Annotated in this window: 27 protein-coding genes, 1 other RNA gene and 2 pseudogenes; 20 read left to right on the forward strand and 10 right to left on the reverse strand. The window is 32.5% G+C overall.

What is annotated here, in order from left to right:
• The first annotated feature begins 102 nt into the window (after positions 1 to 102).
• The 5 genes from secG (at position 103) to ssrA (ending at position 4,677) form a co-directional block, all read left to right on the forward strand.
• Positions 103 to 330: a preprotein translocase subunit SecG gene (gene secG / locus NST00_RS07135; RefSeq protein ID WP_016838676.1), complete on the forward strand. Its 228-nt coding sequence runs from the start codon at positions 103 to 105 to the stop codon at positions 328 to 330.
• 134 nt (positions 331 to 464) lie between these two features.
• The gene (locus NST00_RS07140; protein WP_340709801.1) at positions 465 to 1,211 is read left to right on the forward strand and encodes an alpha/beta hydrolase; all 747 of its coding nucleotides are present in this window, start codon (positions 465 to 467) and stop codon (positions 1,209 to 1,211) included.
• 66 nt (positions 1,212 to 1,277) lie between these two features.
• The gene (gene rnr, locus NST00_RS07145) at positions 1,278 to 3,548 is read left to right on the forward strand and encodes a ribonuclease R (RefSeq protein WP_445329569.1); all 2,271 of its coding nucleotides are present in this window, start codon (positions 1,278 to 1,280) and stop codon (positions 3,546 to 3,548) included.
• A 123-nt stretch (positions 3,549 to 3,671) separates the two neighbouring features.
• On the forward strand, positions 3,672 to 4,139 hold the full coding sequence (smpB, locus tag NST00_RS07150) for an SsrA-binding protein SmpB (RefSeq protein ID WP_168411974.1): 468 nt from the start codon (positions 3,672 to 3,674) through the stop codon (positions 4,137 to 4,139).
• A gap of 183 nt (positions 4,140 to 4,322) precedes the next feature.
• Positions 4,323 to 4,677: a transfer-messenger RNA gene (gene ssrA / locus NST00_RS07155) on the forward strand.
• 140 nt (positions 4,678 to 4,817) lie between these two features.
• On the opposite strand, the gene NST00_RS07160 is transcribed toward ssrA, so the two are convergent.
• The 8 genes from NST00_RS07160 to NST00_RS07195 form a co-directional block, all read right to left on the reverse strand.
• Positions 4,818 to 4,943 carry a hypothetical protein gene (locus NST00_RS07160; RefSeq protein ID WP_340710162.1) on the reverse strand — a complete coding sequence of 42 codons (126 nt, stop codon included), beginning with the start codon at positions 4,941 to 4,943 and terminating at the stop codon, positions 4,818 to 4,820.
• A 28-nt stretch (positions 4,944 to 4,971) separates the two neighbouring features.
• Entirely contained in the window at positions 4,972 to 5,667 is a 696-nt protein-coding gene (locus tag NST00_RS07165; protein ID WP_340709803.1) for a tyrosine-type recombinase/integrase, read from the reverse strand.
• Positions 5,654 to 5,917: an Arm DNA-binding domain-containing protein gene (locus NST00_RS07170; RefSeq protein WP_340710163.1), complete on the reverse strand. Its 264-nt coding sequence runs from the start codon at positions 5,915 to 5,917 to the stop codon at positions 5,654 to 5,656. Before NST00_RS07170 ends, NST00_RS07165 begins: the two co-directional genes overlap by 14 nt.
• A gap of 213 nt (positions 5,918 to 6,130) precedes the next feature.
• Positions 6,131 to 6,283 (reverse strand): hypothetical protein, encoded by a 153-nt coding sequence (locus tag NST00_RS07175; RefSeq protein WP_340709804.1) that lies wholly within the window; start codon positions 6,281 to 6,283, stop codon positions 6,131 to 6,133.
• A 787-nt stretch (positions 6,284 to 7,070) separates the two neighbouring features.
• The gene (locus NST00_RS07180) at positions 7,071 to 7,361 is read right to left on the reverse strand and encodes a hypothetical protein (RefSeq protein ID WP_340709805.1); all 291 of its coding nucleotides are present in this window, start codon (positions 7,359 to 7,361) and stop codon (positions 7,071 to 7,073) included.
• A gap of 281 nt (positions 7,362 to 7,642) precedes the next feature.
• Positions 7,643 to 8,101, reverse strand: a complete 459-nt coding sequence (locus NST00_RS07185) for a hypothetical protein (protein WP_340709807.1) — start codon at positions 8,099 to 8,101, stop codon at positions 7,643 to 7,645.
• 333 nt (positions 8,102 to 8,434) lie between these two features.
• Positions 8,435 to 8,821: a hypothetical protein gene (locus NST00_RS07190; protein WP_340709808.1), complete on the reverse strand. Its 387-nt coding sequence runs from the start codon at positions 8,819 to 8,821 to the stop codon at positions 8,435 to 8,437.
• A gap of 90 nt (positions 8,822 to 8,911) precedes the next feature.
• Complete coding sequence (locus tag NST00_RS07195; RefSeq protein ID WP_340709809.1) at positions 8,912 to 9,229, reverse strand: hypothetical protein; 318 nt, start codon at positions 9,227 to 9,229, stop codon at positions 8,912 to 8,914.
• A 472-nt stretch (positions 9,230 to 9,701) separates the two neighbouring features.
• Between NST00_RS07195 and NST00_RS07200 the strand changes: the two genes are divergently transcribed.
• Genes NST00_RS07200 through NST00_RS07215 form a run of 4 tightly spaced genes read left to right on the forward strand, consistent with a single transcriptional unit; the run spans position 9,702 to position 14,083 of the window.
• Positions 9,702 to 10,160 (forward strand): BglII/BstYI family type II restriction endonuclease, encoded by a 459-nt coding sequence (locus tag NST00_RS07200; RefSeq protein ID WP_340709810.1) that lies wholly within the window; start codon positions 9,702 to 9,704, stop codon positions 10,158 to 10,160.
• Positions 10,161 to 10,178: 18 nt separating this feature from the next.
• The gene (locus NST00_RS07205; RefSeq protein ID WP_340709811.1) at positions 10,179 to 11,441 is read left to right on the forward strand and encodes a hypothetical protein; all 1,263 of its coding nucleotides are present in this window, start codon (positions 10,179 to 10,181) and stop codon (positions 11,439 to 11,441) included.
• Complete coding sequence (locus tag NST00_RS07210; protein ID WP_340709812.1) at positions 11,442 to 13,217, forward strand: DEAD/DEAH box helicase; 1,776 nt, start codon at positions 11,442 to 11,444, stop codon at positions 13,215 to 13,217.
• Between the two features lie 2 nt (positions 13,218 to 13,219).
• Positions 13,220 to 14,083, forward strand: a complete 864-nt coding sequence (locus NST00_RS07215; RefSeq protein ID WP_340709814.1) for a DUF3883 domain-containing protein — start codon at positions 13,220 to 13,222, stop codon at positions 14,081 to 14,083.
• Here the strand turns inward: NST00_RS07215 and NST00_RS07220 are convergent.
• Positions 14,080 to 15,513, reverse strand: a complete 1,434-nt coding sequence (locus NST00_RS07220) for a DNA-methyltransferase (protein ID WP_340709815.1) — start codon at positions 15,511 to 15,513, stop codon at positions 14,080 to 14,082. The genes NST00_RS07215 and NST00_RS07220 overlap by 4 nt on opposite strands.
• A gap of 965 nt (positions 15,514 to 16,478) precedes the next feature.
• Between NST00_RS07220 and NST00_RS07225 the strand changes: the two genes are divergently transcribed.
• The 5 genes and pseudogenes from NST00_RS07225 to NST00_RS07245 form a co-directional block, all read left to right on the forward strand.
• Positions 16,479 to 18,272 carry an AIPR family protein gene (locus tag NST00_RS07225; protein ID WP_340709816.1) on the forward strand — a complete coding sequence of 598 codons (1,794 nt, stop codon included), beginning with the start codon at positions 16,479 to 16,481 and terminating at the stop codon, positions 18,270 to 18,272.
• Between the two features lie 335 nt (positions 18,273 to 18,607).
• Positions 18,608 to 18,859, forward strand: coding sequence for a phospholipase D-like domain-containing protein (locus NST00_RS07230; protein WP_340709817.1), 252 nt, complete (start codon positions 18,608 to 18,610; stop codon positions 18,857 to 18,859).
• Positions 18,860 to 19,096: 237 nt separating this feature from the next.
• On the forward strand, positions 19,097 to 19,519 hold the full coding sequence (locus NST00_RS07235; RefSeq protein ID WP_340709818.1) for a hypothetical protein: 423 nt from the start codon (positions 19,097 to 19,099) through the stop codon (positions 19,517 to 19,519).
• Between the two features lie 998 nt (positions 19,520 to 20,517).
• Positions 20,518 to 20,667 carry a hypothetical protein gene (locus tag NST00_RS07240; RefSeq protein WP_340709819.1) on the forward strand — a complete coding sequence of 50 codons (150 nt, stop codon included), beginning with the start codon at positions 20,518 to 20,520 and terminating at the stop codon, positions 20,665 to 20,667.
• 202 nt (positions 20,668 to 20,869) lie between these two features.
• Positions 20,870 to 20,968 (forward strand): annotated as a pseudogene (locus NST00_RS07245) (IS200/IS605 family transposase); the annotation flags it as partial.
• Positions 20,969 to 21,026: 58 nt separating this feature from the next.
• Here the strand turns inward: NST00_RS07245 and NST00_RS14980 are convergent.
• Positions 21,027 to 21,191: pseudogene (locus NST00_RS14980) on the reverse strand (hypothetical protein); the annotation flags it as partial.
• Between the two features lie 478 nt (positions 21,192 to 21,669).
• Between NST00_RS14980 and NST00_RS07250 the strand changes: the two are divergent.
• The 6 genes from NST00_RS07250 (at position 21,670) to NST00_RS07275 (ending at position 26,823) form a co-directional block, all read left to right on the forward strand.
• On the forward strand, positions 21,670 to 22,230 hold the full coding sequence (locus tag NST00_RS07250) for a sulfurtransferase TusA family protein (RefSeq protein WP_340709820.1): 561 nt from the start codon (positions 21,670 to 21,672) through the stop codon (positions 22,228 to 22,230).
• A gap of 19 nt (positions 22,231 to 22,249) precedes the next feature.
• Positions 22,250 to 22,645, forward strand: a complete 396-nt coding sequence (locus tag NST00_RS07255; protein ID WP_016839191.1) for a DsrE/DsrF/DrsH-like family protein — start codon at positions 22,250 to 22,252, stop codon at positions 22,643 to 22,645.
• Between the two features lie 84 nt (positions 22,646 to 22,729).
• A complete protein-coding gene (locus NST00_RS07260; protein WP_016839192.1) occupies positions 22,730 to 23,857 on the forward strand; it encodes an MBL fold metallo-hydrolase in 1,128 nt (375 codons plus the stop codon).
• A 67-nt stretch (positions 23,858 to 23,924) separates the two neighbouring features.
• Entirely contained in the window at positions 23,925 to 24,152 is a 228-nt protein-coding gene (locus NST00_RS07265; protein ID WP_016839193.1) for a sulfurtransferase TusA family protein, read from the forward strand.
• Between the two features lie 68 nt (positions 24,153 to 24,220).
• Complete coding sequence (locus NST00_RS07270; protein ID WP_340709821.1) at positions 24,221 to 24,997, forward strand: sulfite exporter TauE/SafE family protein; 777 nt, start codon at positions 24,221 to 24,223, stop codon at positions 24,995 to 24,997.
• 524 nt (positions 24,998 to 25,521) lie between these two features.
• Positions 25,522 to 26,823 (forward strand): NCS2 family permease, encoded by a 1,302-nt coding sequence (locus NST00_RS07275; RefSeq protein ID WP_016839195.1) that lies wholly within the window; start codon positions 25,522 to 25,524, stop codon positions 26,821 to 26,823.
• Positions 26,824 to 26,926: the final 103 nt, after the last annotated feature.

The raw sequence follows: 26,926 nt of genomic DNA on the forward strand, positions 1-26,926 counted from the left end.
GATAAATATTTTTTCAACTTTTTAACATTGTTGTATCGGAGAATCGTTTTTGATATACTAACTATTAGTGTAAAAGTACTGTTCGTTCAGGAGGTGGGACTAGTGCATACTGTATTATTAGTATTATTAATTCTTGTGTCTCTTGCTTTAATCGCCGTAGTATTATTGCAATCTGGTAAAAGTGCAGGTTTATCAGGTGCCATCTCTGGTGGAGCTGAACAACTATTCGGTAAAACGAAAGCTAGAGGAATGGATTTAGTTTTACATAGATTGACAATTGTTCTTGCAGTATTATTTTTCATTTTGACATTGTTAATAATTAAATTTTAATGGATAAAATAAAAGTCTAACCGAGCATGGTTAGGCTTTTTCATTTATAATGGAGTAGAGTTTGAGAAAAATTTGCATACTCGTGAAAATACTGGCATCAATTCAACAAGATTCACATATAATTGGAGGATTTTATGAAAATTAAAGAGCAACAACCATTCTTTTTTCAAGCAGGAAAGCGTGCAGTGTTATTGCTTCATGGATTTACAGGAAGTTCATCCGACGTACGAATGCTAGGTCGTTTTCTTGAGAAAAAAGGTTATACATGCTTTGCCCCTCACTACCGTGGCCACGGTGTACCGCCAGAACAACTAATTGAAACAGGTCCAAAAGATTGGTGGGAAGATGTTGTTAAAGCATACGAAACCTTAAAAGAAAAAGGATATGATGAAATTGCCGTTGCAGGTTTGTCTCTTGGCGGTGTGTTATCACTGAAGCTTGCCATGAACTTCCCTCTCAAAGGTGTCATCACCATGTGCTCTCCTATGACAATGAAAACGACGGATATCATGTTCAAAGGTGTTATCAAATATGCAAAAGAGTATAAAAAATATGAGGGAAAAACAGAACAACAAATTAGTGAAGAAGTTGAAGCTATTCGCCAAAAAGGAATGCCAAGCTTACCTGATCTGCAGCAATTCGTGCAAAATGTTCGAAATGAACTGGATTTAGTGTATGCACCGATTCTAGTCATTCAATCAAGAAACGATGAAATTATTGACCCGAAATCCGCTCATATTATCTATGAAAATGTGGAATCCTTAAATAAAAAACTGATTTGGTTTGAAGAGTCCGGACATGTCATTACATTAGATAAAGAAAAAAATCAACTGCATGAAGTAATCTTCGAATTTCTAGAAAGCCTAGATTGGGAAGATTAACTCATTTCGAAATAAAGGAGGGAAAGCGCAGTGTTCAGTGAGCTAGAACAAAGAATATTCAATTTAATGAAGGAAGAAGATTATAAGCCGCTTAAAGTGGATGAGCTAGAAGAAGTGCTCGGTATCGAAAGCGCGGATGAATTTAAAGAGTTAGTAAAAGCGCTCGTACGCATGGAAGACCAGGGATATATTGTACGCTCCCGTTCGAACCGTTACGGCTTGCCGGAGCGAATGAACTTACTTAGAGGAAAATTTGTCGGCCATTCAAAAGGATATGGATTCGTCATTCCAGATGAAGAAGGATTAGATGATATTTTCATCCCTCCACATGAAGTCAATGGCGCATTAAATGGAGACATTGTGCTAGTTCGGGTATTGAAAGAATCTTCAGGCGATAAGCGAGAAGGTACAGTCATTAAAGTGGTAGAACGTTCGAAAACAACGTTCGTTGGTACGTATCAAGCAAATCGTGGCTTCGGCTTTGTTGTGCCGGATGATAAACGATTAAACATGGATATTTTCGTAGCAAAGGAAGATTCTTTAGGTGCGGTGGAAGGCCATAAAGTGGTCGTGGAAGTGACAAACTGGCCGAGCGAAATTAAATCGGCAACAGGGGTCATTATAAAAATATTAGGGCACAAAAATGATCCGGGTGTTGATATTTTATCCATTATTTATCAATATGAAATACCGCCTGAATTTCCTGATGAAGTGCTAAAAGAAGCAGCACAAGTGCCTGATGTGATTACGGAAGAAGATTTAGTAGGCCGCAGAGATTTGCGAAATGAAACGATCGTAACGATTGACGGCGCCGATGCAAAGGACTTAGACGATGCGGTAACGGTCACGAAAAATGAAGATGGTACTTACAAATTAGGCGTTCACATAGCGGACGTAAGTTACTATGTGAAAGAAGGGTCTCTCATTGACCAAGAAGCATTTGAAAGAGGAACGAGTGTTTATTTGGCGGACCGAGTGATTCCAATGATTCCCCACAGGTTATCAAACGGCATATGCTCATTAAACCCTCAAGTCGACCGCTTGACTATTTCCTGTGAGATGATTGTTGACCAAAACGGACAAGTCATTGAACATGAAATATTCCCAAGCGTGATTCGTACAACAGAGCGAATGACTTATCGAGATGTTTATAAAATATTAGAAGAGGAAGATGAGGAGCTTATCGAGCGGTACAAACCTCTCGTTCCAATGTTTAAAGAGATGGCAGAATTAGCTTCGATTTTACGTAAAAAGCGCATGAATCGAGGAGCAATCGACTTTGACTTTAATGAAGCAAAAGTCGTTGTGAACGAAGAGGGGTGGCCAATTGATATCGTTTTACGTGAACGCACAGTTGCTGAACGCATTATTGAAGAATTTATGCTTTGTGCAAATGAAACGGTAGCAGAGCATTTCCACTGGATGGAAGTACCTTTCTTATATCGTATCCACGAAGATCCGAAACCGGAAAAATTGCAACGTTTCTTTGAATTCATCACAAACTTCGGCTTAATTGTAAAAGGAACAGGTAATTCCGTTCATCCGAAAGCGTTGCAAGAAATTATTGAGTCCATTGATGGATTGCCAGAAGAACCGGTGATTTCGACAATGTTGCTACGTTCATTGCAACAAGCAAGATATTATCCAGAATCTTTAGGACACTTTGGTCTATCCACTGATTTTTATACGCATTTCACATCACCGATTCGACGTTATCCAGACTTAATTGTTCACCGACTAATTCGGACGTATTTATTTGAACGGGACGTTTCAAAAGAGACAATCTTTAAGTGGGCTCAAGAAATGGAAGACATTGCGGACCATACTTCTGAACGTGAACGAAGAGCGGTAGATGCAGAGCGGGATGTAGAAGCATTAAAGAAAGCCCAATACATGTCAGATAAAATTGGCGAAGAATTTGTTGGAATTGTTTCTTCTGTCACAAGCTTCGGTATTTTCGTAGAGCTGCCAAATACGATTGAAGGGCTCGTGCATATTACAAACTTAACGGATGACTATTATCATTTTGATGAACGCCAAATGATTATGGTGGGCGAATATACAGGACGCATCTTCCGCATTGGAGATGAAGTGAAAGTCCGCGTTGCCAACGTGAATTTGGATGAGTCCTCTATTGACTTTGAAATTGTAGATATGGTGAAATCTTTCCATAAAACGCGAAAAGAAGCTCCAAAAGTCATTCATGCAACTCGTAAACAAAAAAGAAGAAGAGACGATGACGAGGAGGAACGCGGTCGTAGCAGAAAAGGCAAACGGAAAGAAAAATTTTATGAAGGCGTCGCGAAAAAAGGGAAGAAGAAAAAGAAACGAAGATAGATGGTAGAAAATTCGACAAATAACTGTCGAAGAATTATACTAGAGGCTGTTGGAAAAATACTTTAAAATAAAGGAAAGTATTTCTAACAGCCTTTTATTTGTGTGTGAAGAGAGGTGTAAAATATGCCAAAAGGAATCGGAAAAGTCATTGCGCAAAATAAAAAAGCAAATCATGATTATTTTATAGAAAAAACCTTTGAAGCAGGCATGGTATTGCAAGGAACGGAGATAAAGTCCATTCGTTCTGGCCGTGTGCAATTGAAAGATTCATTTGTTTTAGTTCGAAACGGTGAAGCATGGATTCACAACATGCATATCAGTCCTTATGAACAAGGAAACCGCTTTAACCATGATCCATTAAGACAGCGAAAACTATTACTACATAAGAAGGAAATTGCAGAACTTGCTGGTGCCGTAAAGCGCGATGGCTACACAATTGTGCCATTAAAAATTTATATTAAAGACGGTTATGCAAAACTGATGATTGGTCTTGGTAAAGGTAAGAAGAAATACGATAAGCGTGACGATGAACGGAAGAAAGAAGCAAAACGAGAAATGGAACGCGCGTTGAAATTGAAAAATCAATATTAGTTGGTTAAATATGAAACCGTGTTTGTGGTCAGATAAATGATAAAAATAATAGATTTATAATATAAATTTATTCGGGATACTTGAAAAAAGGTTAGGATTCAAGTATAATGTATGTACATCAGCCAGTTTGAACGTTCTAAACGTTTACCGTCGTTGCATTATGCAAACCCTTTATAACATGAAGGGGACGTTACGGATTCGACAGGAATGGTTCAAGCTTGAGCTGCGCGTCGGAGGGCTCGTCTTCGTCACTAACGGCAGTTAAATATAACTGGCAACAAACAATCTTACGCTTTAGCTGCTTAATTGCTGAAGCACTCTAATCAACCATCGCCCATGTGGTTGCATTAGGGTTCATCCTGAGTGGGCTACGGCGAGTGCCTTGCTTGGGGCACTGGCAAGAGATCTCACAAGCTAGCGTGCAGGACGCCTGTTTGTCGGCAGAATGTAACGCGAAACTTCAGTAGACAAACTACACGCGTAGATGCTTAAGTATTGAAGTTTCTGGACGCGGGTTCGACTCCCGCCGTCTCCATAGATGAAATTTCATATGATTTTAATTAACGTCAAATCCCTTTAATATCAAGGGATTTGGCGTTTTTACTTTTTCATAGGGTTTCATTAAATTTCCTCAAGTCGATGCTAAAATCGATGCTAAATCCGATGTTAAAATCGGACTTAAATATTTATAAAGCCAGCAAATTTTTTAATTGCTCCTTCTTTGGCTTTTTTTGAAACGTGTGCATAAATGTTCATTGTTGTTTTTACATCGCTATGACCTAATCGATCTTGAACTTCTTTTATACTTGCTCCAGCTTCAAATAAAAGTGAACTATGAGTATGACGAAAACCATGAGCTGTTTATATTAGGTAAATTATATTTCTTTAATATTTTTTTAAACCAATCATGCGTTTTTGATGGCTGAACAAATTGATTTTCAGTATTGCTAAATACAAGTTGATTCGTTTTAGTTGTGTTAAAGCCTAACTTCAAATACTCTTGTTTCTGTATTTTCTTCCATTCTGTTAATACAGCCATTGTTTTGTCATCTATTTTAATAGTTCTAGTATCACCTTTTTTTGTAGATTTTAGATATAGTTTATTATCTTTACCTCGTGAAATCGCTTTGTTAATAGTGATTTCATGTGCTTTAAAGTTGATATCATCCCAAGTAAGGGCAAATGCTTCACCTTTTCGCATGCCAGTAAACGCTAAAAGACGGAAAAAGGCAAATAATTTGTAGTCATTTTCTTTTTCTAAACAAGTTAAAAAAGCTACTAGTTGTTCACGAGTATAGTAATTTTCTACTTTATTTTGATTTACAAAATTATATTCTCTTTTAATTTTTTTTGGCATGTCTACATAATCAAAAGGATTTGATTGAATGTAGCCCCGTTTAATAGCAAAATCAAGCACTTTGGCTGTATATGATTTTACAGTCCGAAATTTTTTAAGTTTTTCCGCCCACGAATTTACATGTTTTTGACAAACCTCGATATTTATTTTTTCAATTTTATATTCCCACATGGCAGGTAATATATGATTTCGAAAGATTCCTTCTGTTCACAAAAGTACTTTCTTCCACTGTATTTTCATAGTTTTTAATCCAGAGATTATAAATATCTTGATATGTCTCTGCTTTTGCTTTTCTATAAATACCATTTGCTATTTCAAGTTTCATTCGAGCGAGTGCTAATTCTGCTTCTTTTTTAGTTTTAAATTTACTTCTTGTAGTTTTAATTTCTTTATTAGTTAAAGGAACTACTCCAATATAGATTTTAAAACGATAGCGTTTTTTACCGCTTTTTAATGTATAACATCAATAGGTGTAGATTTCTTTTTTGTCATGATAATTCCCTCCATTACTATTTCGCAAACTTTGAAGGGATTCACATTAGTCAAAGTATAACTTTGACTTTTAATTCATATCATATTTATTTATTAATTTCAACGTAGTTTGAAATTCCCTAACAAAGCTTGTAACGATATTTCAATTGCTGTAACTTTTGAGAAAATCATCAATATCTGATTTAGATACACGCTTTATTCCATCAATTTCACTGACTTTTAAGCCCATTAGTATAAACTTTTTAATTGTGTTGAATGATACTCTAGCATATTCTGCTTCTTCTTTAAGATTCATCCACTCCTTTGATTGCTGTTTATTTGTGAATTCAGAGTGAATCTTTTACTGTTGAATAAACAACATTTTTTAATTCTTTCTCCAATTCAAAATAGTAATGGTTGGAGATTTAAAATTACAGGATACAATTGCAAAATTATAAATAGTACATATTGGAGAATTAAGTAAACCTACTTATTTTGAAGTGCCTGTAAATGAGCTAGATAATTATATGCAATTTGATTGGGTTATTGACGAGTAGTTTATGTAACCATTTTTTTATTGAGATAAACGCAAAGGGTTAATATAAGTTTGTGATGGAATAATTATACCAATCATATAAATAAATAAATTTTTTGTAAATCGACCGAAAAATACAAAAAAACCTATATTAAATAGTGGAGGGGGAATAAATCTAAATTTTAATAAAACCCCTAAATTCTCTAAAAAGCCTTTTATTTCAACAAAAAAGCAATAACCCCCACCCACAAGGTTCTCTTTTTTAGTCAATTTGAAAAAGGTAAATTATTTCATGTTTAAAAGGCAAAAATATATTTTTTATTAATTGATTTAATAAAAAGGTGAATCCAAATAAAATTGGACTCACTTTTTTTAATTAGTGTTCTTTATTTTTAAGAATACAATTTGGAACTGGAAAATTACTGTATAAATGGACTGTCGCATCATTTCGAAGTAATCGAGCTCTACCAATAGATTGAATCGGTTCACTTTCAATAAAATAGAACTGAATATCTCTTAGTGTTTCATTTTCAGAGAAAGTAAAGAAGTGAAACTCATAACCTTGTCTTTATAAAAGGATTAATTGCATCTGTACATCATTACTATTTTCGAGAGTAATTAGATTTAATGTGAGTGCAGTTAAGAGGTATTTACTTGGAGGAAAGTGGGGAGTACCTACAATAATTAGATTTTCACCTTCAAATTCATTTAAACCCATTGTAGATCCAAAAGTAGCTGCTATTGTAATACCTTCTATTTCAAAAGTATGCTTATATTTTTTGAAGGTAATTACCTTAGAAGTATCTGTATATTGCTTTTTTAGTTTTTCTACAAATAACTTAATGTCTAGGTTACTCATAGACGCTCGTGAATAACTTCTATCATAATGGAGAATTATTTTTCCATTTGATTGAATATTGCCGATATCATAATAGTTTAATCTTTCTCCTCATAAGGCTTGGCAAATTTGTTTTGATGCTGTAGCAGAAAACATGATATATTTTCTATCTTTCGAGAAGTGATTACGATTTTGTACAAAACAAATTTTACCGTTTGTGTGTTTTATATAATGAGTAGAGATAACGAAATCAATAATATTTGATGATAATTGCATGGTTTTATTTTTGATTAGCTTAGCAATTAACATATTATCAATGTTAAGTTTAGCGTTTCAAAATATGTTTCAGACGAGGTAGATTTTACATAGTCGATAAATTTTCTAATCAATTCATTTTTTGAAGTTAGTAATCCATTAAGATCTTCTATTTCAATAGAACCAGTCTTAAGAATTGATGGAGTAATATCTTCATCTATTATAACTGTTTCAATGTTTTTTAAAGTTCCTAGTTGTAACAGCCGTTCATGAGTCAGAATGATAGTAGAAGCAGAATGTAACTTTTTTATTGAATTATTGTATTCAATAATTGACTTTTTATGTTCTTCAGAATCTGGCTGTCTAGTATCAGAAATTATGTCTCGTGCGAAAGAATTAAACATTTTATTTGCTTCTTTATATAAACCTAGTTGATATAACAGTTGAATCTGTTCGTCAATTTCAGGAGATGTTGATGGTTTTTCAGAAATATAAATTACATTCAATTCGGGGTTGTTTCTTTAATGGGTTGGTATATTTCTTTTGCCAATCGATGATTCGGTACAGCAATTGCACATTTCATTAGATTGCAAGAAGTGTATAGCTTAGTTTTTCCCGTCAACAGGTGATTGCAAAAATTTGTTATATTCAGTTCGAAGTGAAGTTTCTCCTTCTGAAAGTGGTATAGTTTGCAGTTCCGCAATTTTTTTAATTTGTCCTTTTTTGGGGTCTAACTGTTTAAGGATATTATCGCCGCTTCGTTCACAAATATCATAAAATCTGCAGCCAACATTACACTTTTCTCTTGGATTACATTGTGATGTTTTGTAGTTACTTTGTCAAAAGTTCTGACAGTAGTACTTGAAACTCTCTACTTTGCCATACTCAACATGGTTAGAATTTTTTTGTAGATCATGAATAAACTTCTTCTCACTACCTTCGACATGTATTAAATTCATAGCTAGATGAGTAATTTCATCATGATATAAACACTCATTTCCTTCTTCCAGTGCTTTTACTAATAAACACTTTTCTGAGAGTTTGCTTAGATTTACATATCGCTTTGGTACGAGTTTATCGCATCTTTTATTTTGAATAGCTGCTTTGAAACGTTTTGTTTTTCGAGTGTTGAGATGTTCTTCAATAGCGTCCTTACCCACAGCAAAATCAAAAATGATTCTTCTATTCGTGATAGTGGAGATAGATGATTGAAATGGTGAGTTCATCTCTTACTCTATAATATTTATTATAGGAGTAGCTGTCATCTCACCAAAAACTGCAGCAACCTCATTAATTTGATTTATACCAACCTCCTGTCAAAAATTTTTCATATTTCTACTAAAATGGGAGGTTGATTTATACTTAAGTTTTTTATATACAGAAGCTGGTAAACTTTCTATATGCAACATTTGATATTCATCTACCTTAGTTGCAAGAATTTTTCCTCCGTAAAAAAGTCGCGCAACATCATTAGCTTGAGAATCCTGTTTGTTATCAAAAATAACCGAAAGCGATTTCTGAATAAAATTGTAAATACGAATATCATCGACAAAAGCATTTAATACGTACACAGCTCGAAATTTTTCTTTTCCGCCTAAACCGTGATTAAATGTATAGTAGATAAAGTTAGGCATTTAAATACACTGGGACAAAAAGAATGACCATTTACAACATAATTTGCTAATTGCTTTATACTATATACATTTTGACCTTCTAGTACAGATTTTTGTATTTTGGGAATCCACTCTTTTGATGGTTTAATAGAGAATTTATTAATTCTATCAATGCAACATTTGATAGTTATCATTTGAAATCACTCCATTTTTATCGTTTATTGGCGTTTTATTGCCGAAACAAAAACAACCATTTAAACTTTAAAAATCAAGAGGAAATGATTCCCTCTAATTTAATAAATCTTAATAAAAATTGTTTAATTATTTTGTATTTTAGGTAGTGAAATTTTTGAGAAGGAAATATATATTTTGACACAGTAACAAAAAGAAAAACTTTTGAATCTTAACTGTTTATAATTATTTGTTTATAACAACAATTTGTTGTAATGTATAATTAAGGAAAAATACCTATATTTAAGGAAGTGTAAGATTATTGAAGTTATACAGATATGATCATCACTTGGGAGTTCAAGTAATACCTGAGTATATAATTAGTCCTTTAATTGAATCTTTAGAGACAATCGAATTTAAATTAAAAAAAGGTTGTGCTTCAAAAATACGTGAGCTTATAAAACGTCAAATACAGTTACAAGGTTGGTCAGGAGAAGTTAGGATTGATATATCTAATAATATTACTATAACTTCGATGAAAGATAGTGTTGGTTTATGTTTACAAACTGGTAATGTAGGAAGATTTTATGCAGATATGCTTAAACTACAGACACTTTATCTAAACGGTAAAATTGAATCGGGAATTGTTATATTGCCTACTAATCACGCAGCAAAATTAATGGGCGATAATTTGGCAAATTTCGAACGTTTTATTCGTGAATTAAATTTGTATAAAAAAATTATTACAATACCAATACATGTAATTGGTATTGAGGAATAAATAATGGAGGAGAAAATTATGGAATTGGGTTGGTCGTATCCAAAAAGAAGAGAGTTAATAGATAGATTAAAGAGAAGTGTAACATTAGATCAAAATAAACATCCTATTCATTTTCAAAATGAGAGGACTTTTTTTCCTATTTTTAAAGTGCCAATTGGAATGCCTAGATATCGTTTGGCTAATGGACGAACACAAGCAGCTCAAGAAGAATACTACACTATGAACAAATTACCAGAAGATTTTTTTGAAAGAGATATTGAACTTGAAGATGCTCATAAAGCGCAACATGATATTTTAAAAACACATTTAAAACAAACAGGTGGTATTGATTTACTTAACTTTTTTAACAATCATGATCAAGAAGAACCGTTAATTTTAGATAATAATGGTTTTGTGGTTAACGGTAATCGCAGATTATGTGCTATGAGGGAATTGCATCAAAAAGAGATTGAAAATGGAACACAGAATCCTAGATTTTCTCATATTGAAGTAATTATACTCCCTCCATGTTCTGAAGAAGATATCCTTGAGCTTGAAGGTAGATTGCAGATATCAGAAGATATTAAAGCAGACTATTCATGGACTGCAGAAGCGTGTATGTATCGATCTTTACGAGACAAAAAGAATTATTCTACTGATAAAATTGCTAGAATTTATGATAAGAAAAAAGAAGAAATTGAAGACTTGATTCTTTTATTAACGTATGTAGATCAGTATCTTGAGTCACGTAATAAGCCTAAACAATATCAAGAAGTTCAAGAAGATCAATTTGCTTTTGAAGCAATTGTAAAATGTAGAAAAAAAATAAAAGATGATGATAAGAAAGATATTTTTCAAGTGATTTCATTTTCGGTTATTGATAATCCGTTACCAGGAATGGGCCGTATTTATGGATTTATACCCAAAATTGCAGATAATATAGATAATATAATTGAAAAAGTCATTGAAGAATTTCCAATAGAAGAAGATACCACTATAGAGGATGATGATCTAGATGATTTACTAGGTGGTAGTAATAATATTGAACAAGACTTAATTAATCTTGCAAAAATACTTGATAATGAAAATAACAGAGAAAATGTGGTGCATTTAGTAAAAGATGTAATTGATGCTGATGAGGATAGAAAACAACGTATGACCGTAATTCAAAAAATTCAGCGTGCCAATTCTTTATTACAAGATGCTGTAAATATGTTTGATGATGATACAGAATGTGATGGAATTGAAGCACAATTAGAATCTATTGAAGCTCATATTACTTCATTGAGGGAGAAACTATAAATGATACGTATTGAGTATTTAGAAAATAAACATTCGGCTAGAATAGTTACTGACGATGAGAATCATATTAGTTGGCATGAATTATGTAGATCGTGTAAAGAAAATGGTGAAGATGTATCTTTTGATACTGCAAAAACAATTACTATGCCTTGGTGGTCTTTTTTATCAATTAGACCTTCAATAAACCGAATAAGAAAAAAGTATAAAATTAGTATTACTTTTGATGAAGAGGCAGAAAAGTTATTAAAGTTATCTGCTTTAAGGGAAAGACATTATCATCAAGTTAATGAAGGACTTCAAAAATATTCGGAAGATGAAGTGAAAAATATTTTAACTGAAAAGGGTTTTAAACGTAACCTTACACCTGAACAGTTGAGAAATGTGACTAGATTGTCTGCTTTGTCTTCAGGAGCAACATTTTCTGTACCAGGAGCTGGGAAAACGACTGAAGCTCTTGCTTTATATTGTTTAAAGAAAGAAGAAAATACTCGTCTACTAATTGTTTCTCCTAAAAATGCATTTGCTGCTTGGGAAGAAACGCTAAATGAATGTTTACCTGATAGCCCAAATGTGATTAGATTACGTGGTGGTACAAGGAATGTAGCTCAATTGTTGAAAAACAAACCACATATTATGATTATTACCTATCAGCAACTTCCTAATGTTTTAACAGAACTAGCATCATATTTAAGTACAGTGCCTTTTTTTATGTTCTTAGATGAGAGTCACAGAATTAAGCGAGGAAATAATGGTGTATATGGAAGAGCAGTATTAACTTTAGCTCATCTTCCAGAACAAAAGCTTATAATGTCAGGAACACCACTTCCTAACTCAACAGAAGATCTTGTTTCTCAATTTAATTTTTTGTATCCAGAAATCAAAGTAGATAAGGATACAGTTGTACAATATATTCGTCCAATCTATGTAAGAACAACAAAAAGAGAGTTAGGTTTACCTGCTCCAAAATATTATTTTACCCCTGTACAAATGAGTCCTGCACAACGTAGATTATATGATTTAATGAGAGATGAGGAATTACGTCAGGCTGAAATTCTTTTAGCTAGAGATAGAAATAGACTAAGAACAATGGGCAAAAATGCTTTAAGATTACTGCAAGTAGCCTCCAATCCCTCTTTATTAGCTAATAGTGATTTTCGGCATCATGAATTATTAAAAGATGTGTTAATGGAAGGAGACAGTCCTAAAATAAATTATATTTGTAATCGTGCAAGACAACTTGCTAGTGAGGGAAAGAAGGTAATTATTTGGTCAACCTTTGTTGAAAGTATAGAACAAATATCACATAGGTTAAGTGATCTGGGAGCAGATTTTATACATGGAGGAGTTGATTCAGGAAGCGAAGATGAAAATGATACTAGAGAAGCAAAAATTAAAAGATTTCATGATGATCCAAATTGTTTTGTACTAGTGGCAAATCCAGCTGCAGCTGGAGAAGGGATTAGTCTTCATAAAGTTTGCCACCATGCAATCTATTTAGATCGTAGTTATAATGCTGCGCATTTTTTACAATCTGTGGATCGAATTCATCGATTAGGATTACCACCAGATCAGGAAACAATAGTAGAGATAGTTGTTTCACCTGATAGTATAGATGATTCAGTAAATAGGCGTTTAACTCATAAAATTCAAGTAATGTCTGATGTACTTAATGATGAATCCATTATGATAGAACCTGAATATTCAGATGAAGAAATTGATAATGGTTTAAGTGAAGAAGATATCTTAGACTATATTAGGCACTTAAGAGGACAATAGTTATGATATTTTCAGTTGGTATTCTTTATTCTATTCAAAAATTTTTATATTTTATTTCTAACTCTACTATAAAAGCAACAGAGTTTAATAATGCCTTCCAAAGATATGAAGCAACTTCTCCACAAATTATTTTAGAGGTAACCGAAAACTGTAACTGGATACAACTTGATAAAAACGGAAATCTAACTACAACAGTAAGAGGTAAAGAAATTATTGAACAAAAAGATATGACATATGCTTTAAGAGTTCAGTTAAAACATATGATTGAAATGAATAAGCCTTCATGGTCTTATCTTATTCATAAGGGAAGGAAAGAAGCGTTTCAATATTTTCCCTCCAATGTGAAGCAATGTTTTAAAGAAGCTGAGCTAATGAATTCATATGACAAGGAAGTAATTAAATGGTGGGATGTACTTGCATTAGCAGTTAGAGGAAAACAATTAGATACACAATTAGAGATTGGAAGAACTGGTGAAGAGCTAACTTTGGAGTATGAACGAAAAAGAGTTAATTTTGAGCCCAAATGGCAATCAATAGAGTCAAATTTATCTGGTTTTGATATATTATCAGTGGTTAGTTCGGAAGATTCAACACCATTACGAATTGAAGTAAAAGCTTCTGCTAATGTTTCTAACATACATACATTTTATTTAACTAGAAATGAATGGAATGTAGCAGAAGTTTCTGAGAATTATTTGTTTTATTTATGGGTACTAAGCGAATCGCCAAAACTATTTATATTAGATACAGAAGAGATGTATAATCATATACCAATAAATAATGGGAACGGTTCTTGGGAAAACTTAAAAATAAGCTTCACTTTAGAAGAGCTAACTAATTTAAATAAAAAAAGGAATGAATTTTAATCATTCCTTTTTTTATATTTATCAGGCAAAATATCTTCGTAATTAGATAAAGTTATTTCTACATTACTGAAAATAGGAGGAATTCCTTTGTAACAATATTTCTTATTAATCAATTCATTTTGAATAATTTCAAGAAATTCAACAAATGAAATGCAAAACATAGCATCATTAACTACAGCATTACCATATAAATAAATGTTTTGATTTAGGTCTTGATATAATTGTATTGCTTCGTCAACAGTAATTACATATATATTAAGAATTAGACCATACTTAGAAAATGGTGCATTATTACTCATCTCTCTCAAGATATTGTAAACATCTTCATGGTATAAATCGGCAATAGGATTTAAAATAAAATAATAGCTTGCAAGACCTATCTTTTTTAATGCAATTTCACTTTCATCTAATTGGTAATGTTCTGACAATGCAAAAACACCTATGAATGGGAATTCTTGATTCTGTTCTTTGATAAAGGCTTTAATAATTGCCTTTGGAAATTTTAATATTCTTAATTTATTTATAGCCTCATTTAAAAGTCTTTTTTTATTTTCCTCTTGTTCATAAGTTTGATTGATAGCAATGATTTGTTTATTGATTAAAGGTTTAGTAACACGTTCAAAAATTTCTTTATACTCTGGATTTGTGTCTAATCCTAAATATCTTCTATTGAGTTTCTCAGCAACCGCTAACAGAATACCTGTCCCAGCATAAGGATCAAATACGACATCACCTTCATCTGATGATAATTTAATTAGTCTAGCCATCATGTCAGGGGGGAATGGGCATGCGTGCTTAAATTCCAAATCTCCGAAATTCTTTTTTGTCCCCCAACTACCTTGTGTGGGGATCGTGAATCTCCAAATGTTATCTGGCACTTTTCCTTCGGGACTATATCTTTCAGGATAATCAACCCACCATTCTTTTAATTTATCTACTGTTTTTATTCTTTCAATATAGTATTTATAATTTTCAGATTTAACAAACATATAAATATATTCAAATGTATTTCGCATTTGACCTTTATGAGACCACGGGAGGGTTTTACCTTTATCCCAAATAATAATGTCTTTGTGAATCCACCCTACATTTTCTAATCTCTTTGCTATATCATCAGGTAGACGTATAAGTTTACCGTTTCTTTTTAAAGTATCGATATTTACATAAAGAGTAGCAGTTTCTTTCGATAACTTATAAAGAGTAGCGAAAGTGATTTCAATATCGTTTAAATAATCCTCATAAGACTGTTTATAACCTGTTTGTTCAACCTTACCGTATTCTTTCATATCCCAGTATGGTGGTGAAGTAACAATAAGGTCTATGAAAGGTGGATAATTATCTGGAATAAGTTCTTTAAATTTTTTGGAATTACATGTTAAATATTGATTAAATTGATTCAAATCTAAAGTTGTATTATAAGCCTTAGTCATAAGTTTACCTTCCTAACGCATTTAACTACGATTAATATTATTATATCAACGTTATGAAGAAAGATCCAATTATTTAACTTTATAAATGAAAGGATGTTGTATATTAGAGAAGTGGATGGTTAGCATTTATATCTCTGTTAAAAACTGTAAAAAACAAATAAATAAGTCATTGAATTAAGTAATAGAAATTTCGTTTCTGTACTAAAGTTACATAATAACTGAATAACATACCTTTTAAAAATTGTATCAGAAAACATTACAAGTAATGCAATTAGACTTTTAAAGTGTGCAACAATATTTATGATAAAAAGGTATCACGTAACCCAAAAATTTCATTAAAATGTGTTTAATGATGAAAATGGATGTTCTGTAGCCGAAGGCGTTTATATATTGTCTTGCTTTAATGATTGATATACGGATATATATAAAGAGCTTATTGTTTACATGGGGGTGGGCACAGAAAGATTTAATGTAAAATTTCTAATAATATTTCTTGTGCCTCAAAAGAAATTAAAAAACTCGACCTTATGGAGCATAAGTTAGGAGTTTATGATAAGTACATCAAAGGTAATAAGATTTTTAGAATTTAAGTTCATTATACTGTGTTTTACTTTTTGCTTCCGATTTTCTTGTCTTTTATAAGAATGTGTGTCATCTAAAAATTTTCAACATTTGATATTTCTTGTTTGTTTAAATTTCTCTTGGCGTTTTATTTATAAATTATTATACATATTGAGATGATATTTTAGTAATAGAACTCGAAGGCGTATACTATTTATTGGTATGGAAGGATACAAAAAATAATATAATTGTATATCGAAAAAAGAATAAATATTATTTTAGTTGTCATACACGGAACATAAAACAGAGAAATATTTTTTATGAAAACTAATTTTTGATGTTCTAATATAATAAATATGTTAAAATTTGGACAACTCACATTATAAGTTTAGGAGTGAATAGAGGTGTTAATTTTGGAGGGAGCATATATCCAGGAAATTGAAAGAATCAAAGCTTACTATTCTAGCATCAACAAATCAATTACGGATGAAAGTGCTTTTGAAATTTTAATTTTACAATACTTCTTTTATAAGGAAAAAGAGATTTATTTATTAAACGGAAAAGTTGATGATCATTTAACTAATGGACCCAATGATGGAGGTATTGATTTAGTTTATTATGATGAAGACGATGAAATTCTATCATTAGTTCAATGTAAAACAACAAATTTATCTTCAGATGAAATAATTGATGAATTTAGAAAAATGCATACAACAGTACAAGCTTTTGTAAATCAAAATACAGGAGCTTATAGTGATAAATTAAAAAGAATTCTCCAAGAAAATTTGGATCGACTACCTGATAACGGTCAAATTGAATATCATGTTTTTTATTTGGGAAATTTTGATTCCAACATTTTTGAAAGAAAATTAAAAAATTCATCAATTAGTGATTTAGAAGATATGATTAATGTTTCTGATTTATCAATGATCAATACTCAAATATCAAATATTCAAGATGTAACTACTAAAGTTAGTGAGTTTAAAGCAGATTTAGATAAAGCAAAAAATTATCTTGAATATGAGTCTGCTGAGAACTATGGAGTTTTAGTTAATATTAGTTCTAATTCCCTTATTAGAATGTATAATAAATTTAAAGATAAGGGATTATTCGATATGAATATTAGAAAATTTGTTCCTAATAAATTGGTGGATAATGGAATTAGAAAAACATTAGATAGTGATAGAGAAAATTTTTGGTTTTACAATAATGGTTTAATCATTGCTTGTGAAGACTTTGAAATTGATGGGAATACTATTAAAATATATAATTTTTCTATTGTAAACGGAGGACAAACAACTAATTTATTAGGAAATTATAGAGGAAAAAATAGTCAAGAATTCTATATTCCTTGTAAAGTAGTGTTTAAAAAAGATAATAATAAAGAAAAAGTAAATGAATTTTTTACTCAAATTGCAGAAACAACTAATACCCAAAAACCAATTAAAGCAAGTGATTTAAAATCTAATACCCCCGAAATGCTAACTTTAAGAAGAGCTTTAGAGAATCATAAAATTGATTTTCAGATAAAACGTGGTGAAAGATTTAGAAGTAATATGATAAAGATCAAAAATGAAGAATTTGGACAATTAATTCTATCATTTGTTATGCAAAAGCCAGGTACAGCACGTTCAAATAAAAAAGCTCTTTTTGAAAATAATAGTATATACGCAGCTGTATATAAAAAAAATTATGTAGCATCTTCTCAAAAAATGGATTTTATTGTAGATATGATAAAGTTTTATGAGAGATATAAAAGAATTGTTGAAGAAATGAAACGTGATGAAAATTTATTTGAATTAAATGCAAAAGATGTTTTGAAAAATGGTACTTTCATTATTTTTGCTATTATTGGAGTATTATACAGAATACATAATAATGATATCCAGAGCTTTAAAGAGGCAGTAGATAATCCTGCTCTATTAAGTGAAAATACTTTTGTTTTTGGAAAATTTATTTCAAACTATAATGCAGATGATTTAGATGATAGAATTAAGAAACTAATCATTGAATTAGTTTTGTTAATTGAAGAGAGATATACGATGTTACTAGAAAATGGAGAAGTAACAAGTGTAAGTAATTATTTTAAAACTGACAAAAAGTATCATGAGGATTTATTAAAGTCAATTAGTTCAAAAATGCTTAGAGAAAGAATAAGTAAGCCTATAATGGAATATAGTGTGTTTTTAAAAAGATAAAATTACTTTAGAAATTAAGTGGGATTAGTTTTTCTCTTCTTTGTTGATATTGAAGTAGAATATGCAAGGTATCATTATTCAGGTTTATTGCTAATACCAGTTAATTATGAACCTTGTCATTTAAACATTGTAATTGATTGTATAGAAACTATTTTCTTTGGTAATTTACGAAATGAATTAGTGTTGATGGATAGCGAATTGGTAAAAATTATTGCTCAGAAGAACGAAGTTATTGTTAAAGTAATAAATCAAATCTACTTTGAAATTGGCTATTGGTTTAAAGGCTGCAGTTACATTACTAATTTAAATACAAAAAAGTAATCGTGTAATGAAAGATGGCAAAATTGGAAATTGTTAAGAATAAAAATTTATATTGCAAAATCATTACTAGATTTGAGCGTAAAGCCTTTATTGAAAAATCCAGTAGTCTAGAAGCGTTAAAATTATTAATCGAAAATAATGTTCAAATATTGGCTTTAAAAGATTTACATTCTAAGGTCTATCTCATAGATGGAGAGAAATGTTTTGTTGGATCTGCTAATTTTACTACTAAAGGTTTGACCACTAATCATGAGCTCTTATTATAATTTAGTGAAGAAACTGATGTAGATAATTTTAACATATACGCGAATGAGTTAATTAAACATTTAAATGGTTGGGACATAACTATTGAGCGGATACAAAGTGAGCAAGAGTTTATAGAAGAATATAAAGAAATCGAGGAAGAAAAGGAAAAAATTAATGTTTCATGGGGAGCGGAATTAAAAAAAGAAAAATCTGTTGATGGGAACGATATTGTGTTATCAGTTTCAGCAGGAGATACTATGCATTTGATTGAAAAATATTTTGTTCACGCTCACCCAATATCAAGAGGATATAATTATGCAATTACAAAATATATAACATTTCGTAAGTCAAATGGCGGGATAATGGAAAGGATTTATAAAATCGAAAAGAGTTTTTCTATAGAGATGAAAGAATGGAAAAATGAAATAAATAAACTAGAAATATCCGACAGTATGAAAAAGAGAATTGCTAATTATATTATTGATAGATATAAGGATTTTGAATTTAATAAGGCTCCAAAATATAAATTCTATATTTTAAGTTTACTTTATGATCTTCCAACTGCACCAAAACCTCCAAAAAATAATACGGGGGGATGGTTATATACAATAAAAGATTTAAAAGAGAGCAATGGTTTTGTTCTTACTATTAATCAAAAGAAGAAAAACAATCTTAAGTAATTTTAATGGAGAAAAAAGTTATAATTTCATAACTCTTAGGATGTTAATACGGTAAACGAAATGCATGGAACATTATGGTAATGAATCGCTATTTTGTTCCATGTAAATTTGTGGGAAAAACTGTTTAGGTCAAAATTTTTATCGATTAAATTATTATGGTGGTTCAAAATCAAGTAATTACACAATATGTCTGAATTTTTTAACAAAACCAAATGATTACAGTATTAGATGATTATTTAGAGGCATTCTTAAAGAAGTCTTATGCAATACGTGATGTGCATGACTTATATTTAAAATTAGTCCCATCAATAAGGAAAACGATTCTTTAATAGATGGAAACTAGAATGTCGACATCAAATTAAACATTTATTAAAAGAGTGCAATACTTTTCACATGATATTTTATTTTTATTAAAGTGTTATCGACTCAAGTGGCAGATTGTCAGGATGCCCTAAAGATTTAAAATTAGAATTCATACTTAAAATACTTAAATCATTCAAAATCACAATATTCCAGGTTTTTGAGATGCTAGTAAAGGAAAAGGAACATCAAGAATAATGAAGTTCCTTTTTTTGTGTGCGCCCGGCATGTACATGAACTATAGGGTGTAAGTCCCGAACCCCGAAGACAGAAGTAGAGGTTAGCTCAACGCAAGGGTGTCCGTGGTGACGCGGAATCTGAAGGAAGCTGGAGGCAAAACACCGGTCCGAGGAACACGAACCTCATATAAGGCTAGGTATGATTGAGTGAATTTGCACAACAAAACAAAGCTCTTTCTGTCGAAGGTCATATCGAGTAAATGAGGCGGATAGATGGTGTGAAAGTGCATGTACTTACCCGGGGAGGTCTGGCGGATATGTGAAGTACGCTTCATAACCTACTTAGTGATAAGTAGCTGAACCGTCAGAAGTCAGCAGAGGTCATAGTATTAGTTGGTTTAGAACTACTAAGAAGGACCGAACAATTAAGAGAGAATAGCCCTTGGCATTCAGTGAGTCATGATGAACACAGAAAACGTAGTACCTCACTTGAGGAAGGAAGCGGTGAATCCCGTGGGAGACCTCTTGGAGGGTGGAGTGACCACTGGCATAAAGAGAACAGCTATTCACGGAAGTTATATAAAGACTTGCGTCAATTATCTTAATTGAACCGCCGTATACGGAACCGTACGTACGGTGGTGTGAGAGGACGGGAGTTAATCGCTCCCTCCTACTCGATTGTAAAAAAGAAAACCCCCTGCTAGGCAGAGGATACCGTATAGCTTATAGCGAATATTAAAAAAGATCCCACTTGATCCTAAAATAAATTCTGGTTCGCCAACCAAATTTTAGTATCAAGGAGAGACCTATTATGTCTTCTGACATAAATAGTTTAGCACATACTAAATGGAATTGTAAGTATCACATTGAATTTGCACCAAAATATAGAAGACAGATAATCTACGGAAAATACATGTTACGAAAAACAAAAATATCGACACAATGATAGAAAAAATGCTAACCCCTTGACTTTTTTTATTCTTCAAGTTTTCAAACCCCAATATTAAGAAAAATACCCCGAAGAAGAAAATAGACAAGAAGTTATATGAATAATCATTCGTGACTAAGCCGTATGATGAAATTCCAATTACAATTAAAGCAAGTAATATTTTTAGCCATTTCAATCGTATCACCCCTTAAGTGGAATGATAAATAAAAGGAATTAAAAAATATATGATTTTTCAATAAAGTTTGATATTTTTCCAATTTTACGACTTGAATAGAGAATTCCCTTCTTTTAAGGGCTACATTTCCTTTACGGAATTGTAGAAAAGTATTGGAAATTTAAGTTAATATTTTAAAAACAGTAAAAATAATATTTAAGTGTTGACATTATACCCTAACGGGTATATGATATCGTTAGAGTAACAAAGAAAGGGAAAAGGAGGTTTCGAATCATCTATCTTAAGAAAATATATTGCCGTCAATTCAAGTTTTGCTCTAATTTATGTTGGAATTCTATTCAATATTAGAAGAAAAAAACAATTTCTGTAATAAAATATTTATTCATACATGAAGAAAAAAGATTCCATGACGGCAAATTTTGATTTTATATTCAACAAAAAATTTTTCTAAAATAAAATACCCTATAAGGTATATGGAGGTTTTGAGATGTCGATAAAGGCACATGTACAGTTAGATTGTACGAGGCTTTCATGTCCAATGCCGATTGTGAAGACGAAAAAGGCAATGGAAGGTATCGAGGAAGGCCAAGTATTAGAAGTGAAAGCGACCGATAAAGGTTCAATTGCCGACTTAAAAGCATGGTGTGACAGTGTTGGACATCAATATATCGGTATGTTTGAAGAAAATGGCGTGCTGTTTCATTACATTCGTAAATGTAATGAGAAAGTTGTTGAAAAGAAATTTGAACATACAATCTCGAATGATGAAGTTCTGAGTCGAGTGAAAAATGGCGGAATTCTTCTAGATGTTCGAGAAGAAGTGGAATACGCTTTTGGTCATATTGAAGGCTCCATATCCATTCCAATGGGGGAATTAGAAGACCGTTTAGATGAATTAGACAAAGACAAGGAAATCTATGTCATTTGTCGAACAGGTACACGCAGTGATTTAGCTGCTCAAAAATTAGTAGAAAAAGGTTTTACAAAAGTTTATAACGTCTTACCAGGAATGAGTGCTTGGAAAGGCGATTTAATAAAAAAATTATAAATTCGGAGGGGTTTGAAAAATGTCTAATAAAGTTGCAATTATTGCAAGTAATGGTGGATTATTTGATGCATATAAGGTATTTAATATCGCAACGGCAGCAGCTGCTACAGAGAAAGAAGTAGCAATCTTCTTTACATTTGAGGGTCTGAACTTGATTCATAAAGAAGCGATGAAACAATTGCCACTTCCAGAAGGAAAAGAACATTATGCAGAAGGATTTGCGAAAGCAAATGTTCCAAGTATTCCGGAATTAGTAGAAATGGCAAAAGAGATGGGAGTAAAATTAATCGCTTGTCAAATGACAATGGATGTTATGAATTTAACGAAAGAAGACTTTATTGATGGAATTGATGTAGGTGGCGCAGTTACATTCCTTGAGTTTGCAAAAGATGCTGCACCAACATTAACGTTTTAATCATTTGTTTTATTCCATTCTTTAGTGGAAGGGATTACTCTTCCACTTCATATCACAAAAATATACCTGCAGGGGGTAAGTGGAATGGCAGTTCAAAAAATGACATCAGCACAAGTAGCTCGTAAAGTAATCGAAAATCAACCATTATTTATTTTAGATGTACGAAACAGAGAAGATTTTGAAGATTGGAAAATCGAAGGACACCGATTTGAATATTTAAATGTGCCTTACTTTGAATTATTAGATGGTGTGGAAGAAATTCTTCCAAAATTACCGTCCGATCAAGATATTTTAGTTGTTTGTGCGAAAGAGGGCTCTTCTGTCATGGTTGCGGAAATGCTTTCAGATGCAGGATACGATGTGTACTACCTTGAGGGTGGTATGAAAGCTTGGAGCTCTTACCTCGAGCCAATTAAAGTAGGTGATTTGACTAATGGAGGTGAACTGTATCAATTTGTTCGTCTAGGGAAAGGCTGCTTATCTTATATGGTCATTTCTGATGGTGAAGCTGCCATTATTGACGCAGTTCGTTTTAAAGATGTGTTCATCAACTTTGCGAAAGAGAAAAATGTGGAAATTACCCACGTATTTGATACACACTTACATGCGGACCACATCTCCGGAGGACGTCATATTGCAAAGGAAACAGGGGCGAAATATTATTTACCACCAAAAGATGCAGATGAGGTGGTTTATGAATATAATCCATTGGAAGATGGTTTAACAGTGAAGGTTGGGAATTCCAAAATTGAAGTAGGCGCTCTGTATTCACCAGGTCATACAATTGGTTCAACTTCCTTCATCGTAGATAACAAGTATTTATTAACAGGAGATATTTTATTCATTGATTCCATCGGTCGACCTGACTTAGCAGGACGTGCTGAGGATTGGGTAGGAGATCTTCGCGAAACGCTTTATCGCCGTTATCGTGAGTTAGCGGAAGATTTAATTGTATTGCCTGCACACTTCATGATTATTGATGAGTTGAATGAAGATGGAACAGTTGCAAAACGTTTAGGGAATCTATTTGCGGAAAACCATGGTTTAAATATTGAAAGTGAAGAAGAATTCCGTAAGACAGTAACAGAAAACTTGCCACCACAACCAAATGCATACCAAGAAATTCGTCAAGTAAATATGGGGAAATTGACACCAGACGAAGAAGAACAAATGGAAATGGAAATCGGTCCAAACCGTTGTGCGGTACGTTAATTATGAAACAGGTGGGGAGAATGATAAACTCCCCCTTTTTAATGAGAATTAAAAAGGAGCGTTTGAAATGGAAGTCAATCAAGTGTTAGATGCAAAAGGATTATCTTGTCCACTCCCGATTGTACGGGCAAAAAAAGCAATGGATACGTTAGCGACAGGTCAAGTGTTAGAAGTGCATGTGACAGACAAAGGCGCACTATCTGACTTTCCTGCTTGGGCTAAATCAAGTGGACATGAAATATTAGATCAATCGATTGAAGCGGATGTAATCAAATTCATTATTAAAAAGGGATAACGAATCGATAAAAAGGAGAGGTGACATTCGGGAGAGGGTGTCACCTCTTCTGGAAAGAAGGTATCAACATGGACATTGCTTGGATTCTAACCATATTTGCAATAGGATTTGTTGGGTCATTTATCTCAGGGATGGTTGGAATTGGTGGATCGATTATTAAATATCCAATGCTTTTGTATATCCCTTCTTTATTAGGCTTTACCGCATTTACAGCTCATGAGGTATCTGGGATAAGTGCTGTACAAGTATTCTTTGCTTCTCTTGCTGGTGTTTGGGCATATCGAAAAGGTAACTATTTAAATAAATCCTTTATTCTCTATATGGGAAGTGGAGTTTTAATAGGAAGTATCATCGGAAGTTTTGGTTCATCCTATTTTTCGGAACAAGGTGTTAACATTGTATACGGAATCTTGGCGTTAATCGCAGGAATTATGATGTTTATTCCAAAGAAGCAAATTGATGATATCCCGTTTGAACAAGTCACTTTCAATAAACTACTTGCAACGATTTTATCTCTCATAGTGGGAATTGGTTCAGGGATTGTTGGAGCAGCCGGTGGTTTCCTCCTTGTACCGATAATGCTTGTCGTATTAAAAATACCAACTCGCATGACCATTGCAACAAGTTTAGCTGTTACGTTTATTTCATCTATAGGAAGTGCAGTAGGGAAACTATCAACAGGGCAAGTAGATTACTTGCCAGCCATTATTATGATTGTCGCAAGTATCATTGCTTCTCCTTTAGGAGTGAAGGTTGGTAAAAAAATGAACACTTCTATTTTGAAGTGGATTCTAGCAATTCTCATTATCGGTACAGCTATTAAAGTATGGATGGATATACTATAAAAGCAAGTTACATGGACAAAGGGAAAAATCTTATTAAATCAATCAAAAAAATATTAGACTTCCCAAAGGTATTATGAGCTAGATTTTAATAATAAATAAATAGAAAGAAGAAAATGGGTGTTGGCGATAAACCAGCACCAATTTTTTATTCCTTCTTTTAATTCAATTTTTTCGGTAAATGTATTAAATTAAGATTTCACTACAACAACAATTAACGAAAAATGAGTAGCTGATATAATGCTTCAAACCGACTAATTTCATCATTATAAAGAGAAAATATAATGTCGAATTCAGTTGTTGTCGCAAATACTAAATTAGTCGATTCCAACTTCTTTGTATGATTACAACCCCTCTTTCCATTCATCTCTGGAAGATAGTACTCAACCTATAATTCTGAATATTCTTTCTAATGAAACTTTTAATATGATGAGAAAGTTTACGTAAAAAACACTTGCATTTAAGCCAAAGACCGAATATTATTAATTCTGTTGTTTTAAATGTTCGTATTTAGGGGGTTGAACTTTTTGTTTCGACTAAAAGAAAATAATACAACTGTAAAAACGGAAATTTTTGCAGGTTTAACAACTTACTTAACAATGGTATATATTGTCATCGTTAACCCTTCGATTCTAGCGATTTCTGGTGTGCCTAGTGAACAAGTATTCACAGCGACAATTATTGCAGCGGTATTTGGTACATTATGGTTGGCGTTATTTGCCAATTATCCAATTGCAATGGCTCCAGGTATGGGGTTAAATGCATTCTTTACGTTCTCGGTTGTCCAAGCTTCTAAAGGCGAAATTGACTATATGACAGCATTTTCTGCTGTATTTGTAGCTGGTATTATTTTCTTTATTATTAGCTTAACGCCTTTACGACAAATGCTCGTTAAAGCCATACCGAATAATTTAAAATTAGCGATTACTGCTGGTATCGGTTTATTCATCGCTTTCATTGGTATGCGATCAGCAGGCATCGTGACAGATGACGAAGCGACATTAGTCCGATTAGGAGATTTATCAAGCCCTATGGTTTGGTTAACAATTGTAGGGGTTCTAGTTACGGCTATTTTCATGATGTACCGTGTATTCGGTGCAATTTTCTGGGGTATGATTGTCACAGCAATCCTCGCTGCATTTACTGGTAATTTAAATTTCGATGGTGTTGTTTCAATGCCATCATTACCAGAAGGGATTTTAGTATGGAATCCAATTGAAGCCTTTGGCGATGTCATTAAATATGGCTTATATGGGACAGTATTTTCATTCATTTTAGTTACATTGTTTGACACGACAGGTACGATGATTGGCGTTGCGAAACAAGCGGGTATTTTAAAAGATGATAAATTGCCACGAGCACGTCAAGCTTTCCTTGGTGATTCAATGGCAACAATCATCGGTTCAATGTTTGGTACAAGCCCATCAACAGCCTATATCGAATCTTCTTCTGGTGTAGCAGTAGGTGGACGTACTGGATTAACGTCGTTAGTAGTTGCAGGGCTATTTATCATTACGTTATTCTTCTCGCCATTAGCAGCTACATTAGCAAGTGTACCTGCTATTACTTCTCCTGCCTTAATTATCGTGGGTAGTTTAATGATTGGTGTTGTCCGCCATATCGAATGGGATAAAGTAGAAGAAGCATTTCCAGCATTTTTAGTAATTTTAATCATGCCATTAACGTCCAGTATTTCAGATGGTATTGCATTCGGGTTTATTTCTTACCCATTATTTAAGTTACTGAAAGGTAAGGGTAAAGAGGTTCATCCATTACTTTACTTCTTTGCGATTTTATTCATTATCCTGTTAGTAATTATGTCTCATTAATAATTAATAGCCTCTCATTCCGCGAGAGGCTTATTTTATTGGTGTGATAGAATGAAGGGCAAATTTTGTTGTTGAGTGGCTTTCACTTGGTAAAATGATTGCC

The sequence above is a fragment of the Ureibacillus sp. FSL K6-0165 genome, from assembly GCF_038004285.1.
In the GTDB taxonomy this organism is placed as follows: Bacteria; Bacillota; Bacilli; order Bacillales_A; family Planococcaceae; genus Ureibacillus; species Ureibacillus thermosphaericus.